This is a genomic window from Weissella viridescens, from assembly GCF_014789145.1.
GTDB classification, from domain to species: Bacteria; Bacillota; Bacilli; order Lactobacillales; family Lactobacillaceae; genus Weissella; species Weissella viridescens.
On record NZ_CP061835.1, the window covers coordinates 993,958 to 1,008,150 of the forward strand.

11 protein-coding genes are annotated in these 14,193 nt (G+C 41.3%); 2 read left to right on the plus strand and 9 right to left on the minus strand.

The genetic code is table 11. The features are described from left to right. Positions 1 to 218: 218 nt before the first annotated feature. A complete protein-coding gene (gene proC, locus IE337_RS04935) occupies positions 219 to 986 on the plus strand; it encodes a pyrroline-5-carboxylate reductase (RefSeq protein WP_191136019.1) in 768 nt (255 codons plus the stop codon). Between the two features lie 34 nt (positions 987 to 1,020). Here the strand turns inward: proC and citG are convergent, their stop codons facing one another. The 8 genes from citG to IE337_RS04975 all read right to left on the minus strand — a co-directional run bounded on the left by citG (position 1,021) and on the right by IE337_RS04975 (position 11,962). After that, the gene (citG, locus tag IE337_RS04940) at positions 1,021 to 1,881 is read right to left on the minus strand and encodes a triphosphoribosyl-dephospho-CoA synthase CitG (RefSeq protein WP_243185573.1); all 861 of its coding nucleotides are present in this window, start codon (positions 1,879 to 1,881) and stop codon (positions 1,021 to 1,023) included. Next, positions 1,862 to 2,440: a citrate lyase holo-[acyl-carrier protein] synthase gene (gene citX / locus IE337_RS04945; protein WP_191136020.1), complete on the minus strand. Its 579-nt coding sequence runs from the start codon at positions 2,438 to 2,440 to the stop codon at positions 1,862 to 1,864. Before citX ends, citG begins: the two co-directional genes overlap by 20 nt. 97 nt (positions 2,441 to 2,537) lie before the next feature. Beyond that, the gene (locus tag IE337_RS04950) at positions 2,538 to 6,596 is read right to left on the minus strand and encodes a phage tail tip lysozyme (RefSeq protein ID WP_191136872.1); all 4,059 of its coding nucleotides are present in this window, start codon (positions 6,594 to 6,596) and stop codon (positions 2,538 to 2,540) included. A 417-nt stretch (positions 6,597 to 7,013) separates the two neighbouring features. Continuing rightward, the gene (gene citF, locus IE337_RS04955; RefSeq protein WP_191136021.1) at positions 7,014 to 8,552 is read right to left on the minus strand and encodes a citrate lyase subunit alpha; all 1,539 of its coding nucleotides are present in this window, start codon (positions 8,550 to 8,552) and stop codon (positions 7,014 to 7,016) included. Next, on the minus strand, positions 8,542 to 9,453 hold the full coding sequence (gene citE / locus IE337_RS04960; protein WP_191136022.1) for a citrate (pro-3S)-lyase subunit beta: 912 nt from the start codon (positions 9,451 to 9,453) through the stop codon (positions 8,542 to 8,544). Before citE ends, citF begins: the two co-directional genes overlap by 11 nt. A 2-nt stretch (positions 9,454 to 9,455) precedes the next feature. Beyond that, positions 9,456 to 9,749 carry a citrate lyase acyl carrier protein gene (gene citD / locus IE337_RS04965; RefSeq protein ID WP_191136023.1) on the minus strand — a complete coding sequence of 98 codons (294 nt, stop codon included), beginning with the start codon at positions 9,747 to 9,749 and terminating at the stop codon, positions 9,456 to 9,458. Next, positions 9,739 to 10,791: a [citrate (pro-3S)-lyase] ligase gene (citC, locus tag IE337_RS04970; RefSeq protein WP_191136024.1), complete on the minus strand. Its 1,053-nt coding sequence runs from the start codon at positions 10,789 to 10,791 to the stop codon at positions 9,739 to 9,741. The genes citD and citC overlap by 11 nt, the downstream gene beginning before the upstream one ends. 25 nt (positions 10,792 to 10,816) lie before the next feature. Next, positions 10,817 to 11,962, minus strand: coding sequence for an NAD(P)-dependent malic enzyme (locus tag IE337_RS04975; protein ID WP_191136025.1), 1,146 nt, complete (start codon positions 11,960 to 11,962; stop codon positions 10,817 to 10,819). 265 nt (positions 11,963 to 12,227) lie between these two features. Here IE337_RS04975 and IE337_RS04980 point away from each other — a divergent pair, with 265 nt between their 5' ends. After that, entirely contained in the window at positions 12,228 to 13,172 is a 945-nt protein-coding gene (locus IE337_RS04980; RefSeq protein ID WP_191136026.1) for a sugar-binding transcriptional regulator, read from the plus strand. A 43-nt stretch (positions 13,173 to 13,215) separates the two neighbouring features. Here IE337_RS04980 and IE337_RS04985 read toward each other — a convergent pair whose 3' ends face one another. Beyond that, entirely contained in the window at positions 13,216 to 14,145 is a 930-nt protein-coding gene (locus IE337_RS04985; RefSeq protein ID WP_191136027.1) for a glycosyltransferase family 2 protein, read from the minus strand. Positions 14,146 to 14,193: the final 48 nt, after the last annotated feature.

Genomic DNA, 14,193 nt, shown 5'->3' on the forward strand with positions numbered 1-14,193 from the left:
CTATTATAATAGCACGTACCGGTTCTCATATAATTTGATGTGATAACACTTAGATTAAGCATCTATGACACCGTGTTTTATGTTTGTTACATTCTTTCTAATATTACAAAATAAGATATTTTTCATATATTTTATGTTAAATTACCGCATGCAACACAGCAAAACAATATGCTACAATAAAGCCAACATAAATCAAAACATGATGAGGGAGCTTACCTATGAAAGTTGGAATTATCGGTATTGGCCACATGGGTCAAGCCATTACGAATGGTCTTTTAAATCAAGTTTCACCCGCCGAGATAATTTTAGGGTCACATCGTATTAATGCTGCGATGCAAAGTTACCATGAAAAAAATAAAATTACCATTACTGATGATTATTCAGACATCATGGATGCAAATCCTGAATTTCTGATTTTTACCACCCCGGCTGCTAAAACACCTGAAATTATGGACCAATTTAAAGGTATTGATTCAGATGTGACGGTTTTATCAGTTGCTAGTGGTGTTAGTCTTGCTGATATTCAAACTAAGTTCCCGGAAAACCCCAGCGCCCTAGTCGTACCGAACACACCCGTCTCTGTTAATCATGGTACCTTAGGTGTCGCAATGGGCCCACACGTAACCGAATCAAACAACATTGAATCATTTTTAGGCTTATTAGGCGATGTTTATACCGTCCCTGAAAGTGAATTCAATATTTTTGGGACCATTACAGGTTGCGGTCCCGCCTTTCTTGATGTTTTCTTGTCCGCTCTTGGCGACGCTGCCGTCAAAAATGGTCTGCCACGTGCTTTAGCCTATGAAGCTGCTGCCAGCATGGCTAAAGGTAGTGCCAGCCTACTACAAGAAAGTGGGCTTACCCCCGACGCTCTAAAAGATCAGGTGACGACGCCTGGTGGATCAACCATTCGTGGCGTGGTGAGCCTTGAAAAGAACGCTTTCCGGTCAGCCATCATTGAAGCAGTTGATGCAGCAAATAATTAAAAAAAACACGTCCCTAATGGGCGTGTTTTTTTAATTAAAGCACATCGGTTACGATAGCCATATAAACTGTCAGAATGAGTAGATCAGCTGAACCACCCAAACTAAGATTTTTTTCAATACAAATATTATCTAAGGTTTTGGCGTAATTCAAACCTTCTTCGGTCTTACTCCCGCCCATCGTAAAGTAAGCGTCTACCTGTCCTTGCCACCAGGGTAAAATATCCATCGTGCCCGCTCGCTTAATCAAATTGGAATCTTCCGTTTCCCGTGAAATCATCATAAGTGTATCTAATAAGCGTCCATTCATGTCACCCGTCGTTGACGCAAGATACGGTAAAGCAACTCCCATGACGACTGGGAAGCCAGCTTCAGCCTGGCCCCGGATTCCCGTTGCACCATATTTTAGAAATTGACGTTCACCAGCTGTTAACGCTTTTTCTGGTTTTTGAGTCAGCCGAGCAAAATCGTGCTCGCTCAACCCCTGTAACATTGCTTGAACCGTCTGACTAACATTTTCACTGGTAATGGGTTGGGCCTGTGCTGTTAAATAAGCAGTGGCGCATACTAAAATGCCCAAAGAAAAGACCGCCCCCTTATGGGTATTCACACCTTTAGTTGCATTAAACATATCCTTTTCAGCATCAATACCAGCTTGCCTTAATTCTTCAAAAAGTGCCGTCAAACTACGGTTACCATTGAATTGTTGCGCTAAGGTAACTGCTGTACTCAAATAAGGTTGTAAGCTCACTGCACTATCAATAAAGGTATAAACATCCATATCGGAGTGGGCTCCATTACTACTTGGGTCAACCAACCCCGGTTTGGGATTAACCGTGACTTCATAAAGTAAGGCCCGCTCAGCAGCCTGAACAAAATCAATCGTCTGCATTTTCATCAATAACTGCTCCTTGATTTACTAAAAAGGTTTGATAGATATTATCTAACGCAGCTGTCATTTCAGTTTTACTGTGTTGCTGGGTTCGAGCACAAATCTTAGCATCTTCACCACAAACAAAACACTTGCGCACATCAAAGCCTAATTCCGTGCGTGATAGTTGTTGACCATCATCAACAGCTGCCATCACGTCTACATCAAAAATACGTCCTAATGAATCTGTTTGTTCGAAGCGAATTCCGCTAATCTTAGCATCATGGAGCGACTGATTAACGACTATGAACGCTTCTGGACCAGTCACTCGATCAAAATAAACCACTTCTTCAACTTTATTTTGCGCATACATACTTTCGAGCGTCTTTAACCCGCGTTGAAACATCGCCAATATGGCTGGACTTTGTTTCATAGCCCCCGGAATGTTCATTTTAATGCTTATCAGACTTGCTTCCGGAAAGCGATTCATTAAGTCATTTTGTTTATTTACGCGCCATTCTTTGTTGGATAAAATTTGTTCGAGTGTGACCTCAGATCCATTTTCAAAAACATGCTTCAATATCATTTCCCCCAAAAAGCAAAAATTATTTATTTACCTATTATACCCTATAATTTTAGAACCTATAAAAAAACAGTCAACATCGCTGTTAACTGTTTTTTAATTAAGCTAGTTTTCCACGTCCATTGGCATCGAAAGTATAACGCTTTCCATTAATAGTCAAAGTACGGTTTGTTACTTGCTTGTAGTCTTGATAGTATTCAAAGCTACCATCTGGCATGGTAATCAAACCATTAGCCGCCACACCATTTGCGTTCATGTAGTAAACAACACCACTAACCTTCACATGTTGGTTAAAGACTTGTGCGCGAGTCTTTGGATCATAATACTTGATTGTACGTGCACCCGTTGTCGGATTTGCAGCGCCAATAATTAAGCCATCCAAAGCCCAACCCTTATTGTCAAAGTAGTAGGTCTTTCCATCAAGCTTCATCTCACGATTTTTAACTTGTGCACGCGTTGTTGGGTCAAAGTACTGCAAAGCACGGTATCCAGTCTTTTCATTTGCGCCACCCCAACGTAATCCTTCAGTAGCCCAGCCCTTATTATTAAAGAAATAGGTATTACCATTAATTGTCAACCACTTGTTCTTATATTGAACTTTGGTTTTAGGATCGAAGTATTGCAAGGCACGATATCCGGTCTTTTCATTGGCACCACCCCAACGTAATCCTTCAGTGGCAAGTCCCTTCTCATTAAAGAAGTAGGTCTTTCCGCCAGTTGTTAACCACTTATTCTTATATAGTACGTGAGTTGTTGGGTCAAAGTATTGCAAGCCGCGAACACCAGTTTTAGGATTAACTTCAGCATCACGGAAGCCTTCAACGGCCCAACCTCGATTATCGAATAAGTAAGTCTTTCCACCAACTGTTAACCACTTATTCTTGTATTGAATACGCGTCGTTGGATCAAAGTACTGGAAAGCACGGTATCCCGTCTTTGGATTTGCACCACCCCAGCGGAAACCATCTTGGGCCCAACCCTTACCATTAAAGAAGTAAGTCTTCCCATTTGATGTTACCCACTTGTTCTTGTATTGAACACGCGTTGTTGGATCGAAGTATTGTAGTGCACGGTATCCCGTCTTCGGATTTGGAGCACCCCAACGGAAGCCTTCAGTTGCCCAGCCTCTGTTGTCAAAGAAATAAGTTTTACCACCAGTTGTTAGCCACTTATTCTTAAATTGAACACGGGTTGTTGGATCAAAGTATTGCAACGCACGATATCCGGTCTTTTCATTGGCACCACCCCAACGTAATCCTTCAGTGGCAAGTCCCTTCTCATTAAAGAAGTAGGTCTTTCCGCCAGTTGTTAACCACTTATTCTTATATAGTACGTGAGTTGTTGGGTCAAAGTATTGCAAGCCGCGAACACCAGTTTTAGGATTAACTTCAGCATCACGGAAGCCTTCAACGGCCCAACCTCGATTATCGAATAAGTAAGTCTTTCCACCAACTGTTAACCACTTATTCTTGTATTGAATACGCGTCGTTGGATCAAAGTACTGGAAAGCACGGTATCCCGTCTTTGGATTTGCACCACCCCAGCGGAAACCATCTTGGGCCCAACCCTTACCATTAAAGAAGTAAGTCTTCCCATTTGATGTTACCCACTTGTTCTTGTATTGAACACGCGTTGTTGGATCGAAGTATTGTAGTGCACGGTATCCCGTCTTCGGATTTGGAGCACCCCAACGGAAGCCTTCAGTTGCCCAGCCTCTGTTGTCAAAGAAATAAGTTTTACCACCAGTTGTTAGCCACTTATTCTTAAATTGAACACGGGTTGTTGGATCAAAGTATTGCAACGCACGATATCCGGTCTTTTCATTGGCACCACCCCAACGTAATCCTTCAGTGGCAAGTCCCTTCTCATTAAAGAAGTAGGTCTTTCCGCCAGTTGTTAACCACTTATTCTTATATAGTACGTGAGTTGTTGGGTCAAAGTATTGCAAGCCGCGAACACCAGTTTTAGGATTAACTTCAGCATCACGGAAGCCTTCAACGGCCCAACCTCGATTATCGAATAAGTAAGTCTTTCCACCAACTGTTAACCACTTATTCTTGTATTGAATACGCGTCGTTGGATCAAAGTACTGGAAAGCACGGTATCCCGTCTTTGGATTTGCACCACCCCAGCGGAAACCATCTTGGGCCCAACCCTTACCATTAAAGAAGTAAGTCTTCCCATTTGATGTTACCCACTTGTTCTTGTATTGAACACGCGTTGTTGGATCGAAGTATTGTAGTGCACGGTATCCCGTCTTCGGATTTGGAGCACCCCAACGGAAGCCTTCAGTTGCCCAGCCTCTGTTGTCAAAGAAATAAGTTTTACCACCAGTTGTTAGCCACTTATTCTTAAATTGAACACGGGTTGTTGGATCAAAGTATTGCAACGCACGATATCCGGTCTTTGGATTGGCTCCTCCAGTACGGAAACCATCTTGAGCCCAACCCTTACCATCAAAGAAGTAAGTCTTCCCGTTCTGCGTATGCCACTTATTCTTGTATTGGATGTGAGTCTTTGTATCGTAGTATTGCAACGCACGATAACCAGTCTTTGGATTTGGAGCACCCCAACGGAATCCAGTTATAGCAGCACCATTTGACCCAAAGAAGTATGTGTTTCCATTTGTTGTTACATATCCATTTTGAAGACGCACCTTAGTTGTTGGATTGTAATATTCAATCTGGTTGTTTCCAAACTTACGGAATCCACTAATCTTATTTCCATTATTATCGTAGTAATAAGTTTTACCATTTTCATTGTGGTAGCCGGTCTTCTTTTCTTGACTAGCTAAGAAATTGTACCAGTAATTAGCGATATTCCCACGATTTGGTTGGTACGTATCATATGGACGTTCATAGTTATTCATGAACACCATTGCTAAGTCAAATGCCGACATTTTACTCTTCATATATTGACTAGCTGTTAAACTTGACCAGATTGGATAGTATTGAATACCATTAGTAAATTCATATTGAATTCGCATACATTGTCCGTACAACGTTCGGTAATCTAAGCCATTCGCACGACACCAATTAATTAGCTTACTTGCTGGCGTCCATTGCACTAGACCATAGCCACCACCACCACCAATTTCAGTGATATCTGGCAAAATATAACTTTCAACAGCCATATTTCCAAGCATTCCAGCAATGGCGTTACGTGACCAACCACGTGCTGAAAAGAACTTGTAAATATAGATAGCATTGGCTTTTTGTGTAGCTGAATAGTTGTATGTTTGTGCAGCTAAGACAGGCTTTGCCTTTGCTGTCGTAGCCTTGGCTGGTGTGGCCACTTTAGGCTTAGCAACAGTCTTTTTCTTAACAACTGGGGCCGGTGTAACTGATTTAGGTTCCGCTGTTTTATTTGACGCCTCAGGTGTGTTAACCTCTGTTGTTGGCTTTTGATCTTCAGTAATGTTCTCTTGATCATCTGACTTCACATCGTCAGTAGCATTATCTGAATCAGTCTTTGTGCCTTGATCATCTGACTTCACATCGTCAGTAGCATTATCTGAACCAGTCTTTGTGCCTTGATCATCTAACTTCACATCGTCAGTAGCATTATCTGAACCAGTCTTTGTACCTTGATCATCTGACTTCACAGCTTCTGAATCAGTGGCGGTATCGTCTGAATCGCTCTTCACTTCATGATCATCTGCTTGTACATCTTGCGTTTCAGTTTCAATACTTTGATCATTTGATTTTACATCGTCAGCTTTGGCCGGTGTATCTGTGGCAACACTTTGCGCATCTGAGTTCACATCAGCAGTTTCCTCTTTTGTGGCACTTTGTGTATCTGTACTAGATTCAACCTGTGTCTCTTGAACTTCTGCTTCTTTTGTAGTGGTTTCTACTTCAGAATTGACTTCTGGTGTAACTGTTTCAGCTTGCGTTTGTGTCTCATCGGTTGTAGACATCGCATTCGTTGGATTTTGTGCCATTGCAGCATTAATTTGCACTTGCACACGGCCTGTTTCATCAGTTTGAGGTTCGTTTACGGTCGTAGCACCATCAACTGTTTTTTGCGCATTCGCATCGGTTGCATCGGCTTGAGCTGTTGTACCAGCACCGCCAACTAGGGCTGCTGCTGCACCAAGTGTGGCAACAGCGGAACTCACCCAAAACTTACCGCTTTTATACATTTTAATGTGACTCATCTATATTACTCCCTTAGAACAATGACGTTAAATCGCCAAAATACTTTAAAATGAATGCATTAAGCATTCATTTACTTTTTTTAAATTTCTTTATAATTTCTTAACATAATCAATATGTAACTCAGAAGAAAACCCAGGTCAATAATTCTAGTTTTCAATACCATTACAATTGGTCGTCTCAATATGTCTATATTAACAACTAAAAATCACAAACATATGCCGTAATTATTGCAAAACAAGAACAATCTAGACACTTTGCACTGGCATAAGCTGTAATAACTATAAACTTATCGTAGATTCATACATGTGTCTTTCTTTTTTAATTTACTTTATATAAATTTAGAGTTCATTCCTTGATTTTATAATTTTATAAATACGAAAAAAGCACTTAATCCAATTTGATTAAGTGCTTTTTTATTAATCTTTAATTTCTTTAATTGTATCGATAATTGTACCATCACGATATTCAACCATCGCAACCGTACGATCGGTATACTCAAGTGGTTCTGGCTTTCCAACCTTAGCTTCAGCCATTTGTTGCAATTCTTCAATAGTGTACACAGGTACACCAGGCATATCCTGCAATGCATCAATCAAATCTTGACGCTTAGGATTAATGGCAATTCCAACTTCAGTCACAAGAACATCAACAGAGTCACCTGGTGTAACGTTTGTCGTCACTTCAGGAACAACAGTCGCAATACGTCCACGAACTAGCGGAGCTGAAATAATCGTCAACTTCGCTGTCGCCGCATCTTGGTGACCACCAACGGCACCACGGATGACACCATCGGATCCTGACATGACATTAACGTTATAGTCAGTATCGATTTCAAGCGCTGATAAGATAACAACATCCAACTTATCAACCATCGCACCCTTATTAGCAGGGTCGGCATACCAAGTTGCACTGATTTCTTGTTGGTCACGGTTTGACTTCATTGATTGGGCAGCACCCTTATCGAAGTCTTGCACATCCATAACCTTCTTGACCAAACCTTCTTCCAACAAATCAATGGTTGGCTTGGTAATCCCACCTAACGCAAAAGAAGCAGTGATACCATTATCAATCATTGATTGACGCAAGAAACGAGTGACGGCTAATGCAGCACCACCAGATCCGGTTTGGAATGAGAAGCCATCCTTGAAATATGGTGAATGTACAATCACGTTGTTAACCGTTTGCGCAATCTTAAGTTCCTTCGGATCCTTAGTGAAACGTGTTGCACCAGAGCCAATTTTATCAGGATCACCTACCTTATCAACCTTCACAACGTAATCAACCTGCGTTTGTTCAATCGAAGCAGGTGTGTTCGGGTAGTCAACAATGTTATCAGTAATCAAGACAACCTTATCGGCATACTTGGCATCCATTAAGGCATAACCAAGTGAACCAAATGCGGTCTCACCATCCATGCCGTTTGCGTTTCCCATTTCATCTGAGTTAGGAACACCTAGGAAGGCAACATCAATCTTGATATTCCCTTCTTCAATGGCACGGGCACGACCACCGTGTGAACGGAAGATCACTGGGTTTTCAAGCGCACCGTGAGATACGGCGTCACCCAAAGTTCCACGCATACCTGATGATGTGATGTTGGTAACAACACCCTTTTCAATGGCTTCAATGGTGATATCGTTCATCGTATTCGTCAATGATGATGGGGCCAAAGTCAAATCCTTATAACCATGATCAATGATAATACGCATAACCATATTAAAGACATAGTCACCCTCACGGAAGTGGTGGTGGAATGAAATTGTCATACCATCTTTAACATTATCAGTAACCGCTTTTTCCAATGAATCAACTAACTTATCCTTACCAGTAGTGGCACGAACCTTTGGTGCAACACGTTGGATTTCAGGGTTTCCAAAATCAACAGTTTCAAAAGGCTTGTAGTCCAACTTATTCATAAGTTCATCCGGTAATTCACGCTTTACACTATTTTCCAATGTAATTTCCCTCCTCATCAACTAAGTGTGATGCCTTTGCAAGACGCATCACACGTTCAGCACGCAATACGACTGGACGGTCAACCATTTGACCATTCATTGAAATTACACCTGAACCCTTAGCGCGGGCTTCTTCAATCGCAGCAATCACGTTTTGGGCATTTACAATTTCTTTTTCAGTAGGTTCAAAGACTGAGTTAACCATTTCGATTTGACGTGGGTTAACCAATGACTTACCGTCAAATCCAAGTTGGTGAATGTACTCAGTTTCACGATAGAATCCATCTGGATCATCCATATTTGTAAACACAGTATCGAAGGCTGAAACACCTGCAGCACGAGCGGCATGCAAAATAGCATTACGTGCATATTGTAGTTCAGCGCCATCTGGGTAACGGTGTGTCTTCATATCGGTCGTATAATCCTCGGCAGACAAGGCAATTCCCATCATACGATCTGTTGATGAAGCAATTGCATAGGCATTCACAACACCCAAAGCAGACTCAATGGCAGCCATGACACGTGTTGAACCAACTTCACGACCAAATTCCTTCTCAGCTTCTTCAACCAAGTTTACCAATTCAGTCATCATTTCAGCCGTTTCAACCTTAGGCAACCGGATAACATCGATTCCAGCCTTAACCATTGCACGAATGTCGTTTTGATAGAATGGTGTATCCAAACCATTGATACGTACCACTAATTCAGCATCCCCGTAATCAACTGTTTGCAAGGCTTCATAGACCAAATAGCGCGCGGCATCTTTTTCTGGAAGTGAAACAGCATCTTCCAAATCAAACATAATTGAGTCAGCTCCGAAAATACCAGCATCCTTAACCATGGCTGGGTTATTTCCAGGTACGAACATCATTGTTCGGCGTAAACGTTCTTCTGTAGCCATTATTAGAGCACCTCCCACATTGGTTCATCAACGATGTCTAAAGCACGTTGCGTTGCTGCAATTGCGCGTGCCTTAATCACCATGTCTAATGCCCCTTTATCAACAATCTTGGCATTGGCATTCTCAACACCATAAGCTTTCAAAACATCTGCAACAGTTGCCTTAATTGCCTTTCCATATTGTTTTTCAACATCTGATTCCAAATCAAATTGGATCCCATCTGTTCCTTGACTAAGCATAATTTGTACATCAGATGATTCTAATGTTCCGGCAATCGCCGTTTTCTTAATCTCCATCTTTCTTTCCTTTCTTAATCCGGTCTTGTAATTCAGACTTGTGGCTAACAATAAATTGGTAGGTGGTTTCGGGAACCCGATTTTCTATTTCGGAAATTCGGTCCTCTTCAATCGCCTTACGAACTGACGTTGCCGAGATGGCATCGCCTGAACCAAGTTCTTTACGTGGGATGATTTTCACCTGAACCTCAGGTGGCAACTCACGTTGTAGTGCTTGATTATACAAATCAGTGGTGTGCGAATATGGTTCACTACCTAGGTAACGGGTCTGTATGTGCAGATCCTTGGCAATCCAATTCTTGAACAATCGCGCATCAAGCGTGGTTTGGTAATCAACAACAGCATCAGGACTTGAAATAAAGTACGCTGGAAAAGTTGCATAACTGACCATGTAACTGCCACCATTGACAACAATGACATTTTCTAAGTCTTGCGTGCCCGCCTTAACGAGTTCAACCCGTTCGCTAGTTTTAAAAAGTGAGGCATCTTGATTGACAACAAAGACGTAAACAAAATCATTTTCTCGAGCCGCTGTCTCAACAAGGTAACGATGACCTAATGTAAACGGATTTGCATTCATGACAATGCCTGCAATTTCCTTACCGGCTGGAACCTTTGGAATCTCAGCTAAATATGTTTGAATATTAGGCTCACCTTTTTCAAGCAAGACACCTTGATCAGAGTCTGCTAACTTCGTAAATCCAACATGTTCAAAACTATCTGTATATTTTGGCTTCGTAAAGACTAAAATGTGGAACACGCCCCGTTGTGCTAAGCGACTCACAAGTTCAGAAACAACCATATTGAAGCGCGATCCAGAAGCACCATCCTCATTCTGAACGGCAATGTACTTAATCACATCACCCGCAATTGAACCTGTTCCGACTAACTGGTCATGATCATCAAGGAGGCCAATGGTCTCATCAATGACATCAATCTCTGTATCATTAAAAACATCAATGCCGCGTTCAGTTAAAAAGTTTTGCCACATTCTACGTTGCGGCTTACTTCTCAAATGCAGATCTTGTATGTGATCACTCATTTTACAGACCTCCTTGTGTCATAACTTATTTCTTAGCAAATGTTTCAACTGCTCCTGAAACAGCATCAACGACACCATCATCAAAAACCCCTGGAACAATATTTGTCGGATTAGGATTTTGAATCATATCCGCCAAAGCATGCGCAACCTCTGACTGAAGTTGTGAATCAACACTCTTAACACCCGTTTCTAGCAATCCCTTGAATAGACCAGGGAATGCCAAAATATTATTAACCTGGTTAGGCCATTGTGAAGATCCCGTTGCGACAACCTTTGCTCCGGCAGCATTTGCTTCATCAGGGTCAATTTCTGGAACAGGATTTGCCAACGCGAAAATAATTGGGGCATCATTCATGCGCTTGACTTGATTGGCTGAAAGCACCTTTTCATCTGACAAACCGATGCAGGCATCCTGATGAGCAATAACATCATCTAATGTTTGACCATCAGCTTGGTTCACCATGCCGGCAAGTTTGCGTTGATAGGCGTTGTAGCGTGTATCGTCTTCGCGAATCACACCGTGGCGGTCTACCAAAGTAATATGCTTAATTCCTGCTTCAGCCAACAACTTACCAGTTGCATATCCTGAAGCACCAACACCGTTCAAAACAATCTTCAAATCCTTCAATGGCTTATTAACCACCTTGGCCGCATTAATTAATCCAGCTAAGACAACAATTGCTGTTCCCTCTTGGTCATCATGATAAACCGGAATATCTAATTTCTCTTTTAATTTTTCTTCGATTTCAAAGCAACGTGGTGCGGCAATATCTTCCAAATGAATACCGGCAAATGATGTAGACATGTTCACAACTGTTTGCACAAATTCATCAACTGAAGTTTGTTCTAATGCCATCGGTACGGCATTAACGCCTGAAAAATCTTTATATAGAAGTGCTTTTCCTTCAATAATAGGTAGACTTGCAGCTGGACCAACATTTCCTAGTCCCAATACTGCAGTCCCATCACTAACGATGCTAACTAACTTTCCACTCATCGTGTACTTTGCCTTAGCCGATGGATCTGATTCAATCAACTTTGCTAGGCCAGCGACACCTGGTGTATAGGCTTCACTTAAATCATTACGGGTTGTGACATCAAAGTCTCCTTTAATATCGAGCACACCAGTATGCGCTTCGTGAAGTGCTAACACTTTATCCATGTCAACCATGTTTGTTACACCTCTCACATAATTTTTAACGCTCAAAGGTTACTTACCTTTGCTAACATGTCTCATTTTAGTTTACATTTTTAAAAATGTAAAGAAAAAATTCGACATTTTTAAAATCAATTCGGCGATATTTTAAAAATTTAAAAAGTGTTTGCAAACACAAAATGCATCCTTGATAAAATTAAAAAATATGAAAACCATTCAAAATATTTAAAATATATGGTAAGCTAAACAAAATGAAAGCTTTTTTTAAGGAGGCCTACTGATGTCAGAAGAAATGGATCAGCATGAATTACTCGCAAATTTAGCACAAGACTATTACCTTTCACAATTGTCTTTGGCTGAATTAGCAGAAAAATATCACTTAAGTCGATATCTAGTTAATAAGTATCTCGATGATGCACGACGCGAAGGAATCGTCACAATTAATATTGCGGCTCCTAACCCACGTAACCTTGAACTTGAAAAAGTTTTCCAAAAGACTTTTGACATTCCCCACATCTATATTCTAAAGGACAATATCAGTCCCACAGAAACGACCGAAAACATCCTAAACTATTCTGCTCATCAGTTAGCCCCCATGATTGCTCAAAGTAAAGTGGTCGGTCTAACTTGGGGTGGTACAATCTTTAACATCATTAATTACTTCCCCGTTTCAGTACTAGAACATGTGACGTTTACGCAGTTCATTGGCGAAAACATGAAGTACAAATCTGCAGCCGGATCAATGCGCATGGTTGAGTTAGCTGCAGCACGTTTCTCAGCTGAGTATCTAACCATGACGGGGCCACTTTACATCATTGATGATGCAACACGTGAAAAAATGGCTCAAGAAATTGCTGTACAACCAGCTTTTGCTGCATCAAAACAGATGGACCTATTATTTACAACCCTAGGAACAATGGCTTCTCTTGAAAGCATTCCAACTTGGAATGAGAATCTGGACATGATTTTGGGTGATATCAATCATGGTGATGTGGCTGGGATGCTTTATGGTCGACCATTTGATGTGAATGGTAACTTTTTGAATCCAGATCACGACAAAGTCTTCGGATTATCAGTTGAAGAAATCATGGAAACACCCCGCCGTTTTGGTATCGTTAAAAGTAAGTTTAAAACAAGCGCTGCCCTAGGGGCACTACGTGGAAAATTCCTAACAGACATGGTGACGACAGAATCAATCGCTCGCCGCATTCTTAGCGAAATGTAAACAAATAAAACCGCACTAGCCAAAGCTAGTGCGGTTTATTTTCTTATTTAACATCACGGGCAATATAAATTGGACGTCGCTTACTTTCAAGATAAATTGCCGCAATATAGCGACCAACAATCCCTAAGCTGAGCAATTGAATACCACCCATAAAGAGCATAATGACCACTAATGAAGGCCACCCACCAATAGCAGAAGCAGGAACCACAAGGGCACGAACAAAGATAGCAATCGCACCTAGAATTGAAGCCAAGAATGACACAACTCCCAAAATCGCAATGGCCGTAAGTGGTGCTTGTGAAAAGGCAACAATGCCTTCAATTGAGTAGCGGAACAATGACCAGAATGACCAAGACGTCGACCCAGCCACACGTTCCACATTTTCATAAGGTAAATACTTTTGCTTAAACCCAACCCAAGAAAAGATTCCTTTTGAGAAACGATTATATTCCGTCATACTCAAAATTGCATCTACTACTTGTCGGCTCATGACACGATAATCGCGAGCACCATTAACCAAGTGTGTATCAGAAATCTTATTAATCACCTTATAAAACATGTCAGAAAAGAATGTACGGATTGGTGGTTCACCAGCTCGGGTCGTACGACGAGCACCAACCATATCCCATTCGCCTGAAGCAACACCAGACAACATTTCTGGTAGCATCTCTGGTGGATCCTGTAAATCGACATCCATTACAGCCACATACTCACCTGTCGCATGCTGTAACCCTGCGTATAATCCAGCCTCTTTTCCAAAATTACGTGAAAATTCAACGTAATGCACTGAATCAGTTTTAGATTGTAACGCTTTGATGGATGCGATGGTTTTATCTGTTGATCCGTCGTCAATGAACCAGTACTCAAAGTCATACTCGGGTACTTGGGTGTGTACTTTTTCCAAAGCATCATAAAAAATTGGAACAGTCTCTTCTTCATTGAAGACAGGAACAATGATTGATAGTTTAGACATAACTTACTCCTAGCAACTTTTAAACGTGTCGACGAATGGTTAACATTA

Coding starts and splice junctions, on each gene's coding strand:
- IE337_RS04980 (WP_191136026.1), top strand. CDS start 12,228: ATGTCAGAAGAAATGGATCAGCATGAATTACTCGCAAATTTAGCACAA.
- proC (WP_191136019.1), top strand. CDS start 219: ATGAAAGTTGGAATTATCGGTATTGGCCACATGGGTCAAGCCATTACG.
- IE337_RS04975 (WP_191136025.1), bottom strand. CDS start 11,962: ATGGTTGACATGGATAAAGTGTTAGCACTTCACGAAGCGCATACTGGT.
- citE (WP_191136022.1), bottom strand. CDS start 9,453: ATGGCTACAGAAGAACGTTTACGCCGAACAATGATGTTCGTACCTGGA.
- IE337_RS04950 (WP_191136872.1), bottom strand. CDS start 6,596: ATGAGTCACATTAAAATGTATAAAAGCGGTAAGTTTTGGGTGAGTTCC.
- citD (WP_191136023.1), bottom strand. CDS start 9,749: ATGGAGATTAAGAAAACGGCGATTGCCGGAACATTAGAATCATCTGAT.
- citX (WP_191136020.1), bottom strand. CDS start 2,440: ATGATATTGAAGCATGTTTTTGAAAATGGATCTGAGGTCACACTCGAA.
- IE337_RS04985 (WP_191136027.1), bottom strand. CDS start 14,145: ATGTCTAAACTATCAATCATTGTTCCTGTCTTCAATGAAGAAGAGACT.
- citC (WP_191136024.1), bottom strand. CDS start 10,791: ATGAGTGATCACATACAAGATCTGCATTTGAGAAGTAAGCCGCAACGT.
- citG (WP_243185573.1), bottom strand. CDS start 1,881: ATGAAAATGCAGACGATTGATTTTGTTCAGGCTGCTGAGCGGGCCTTA.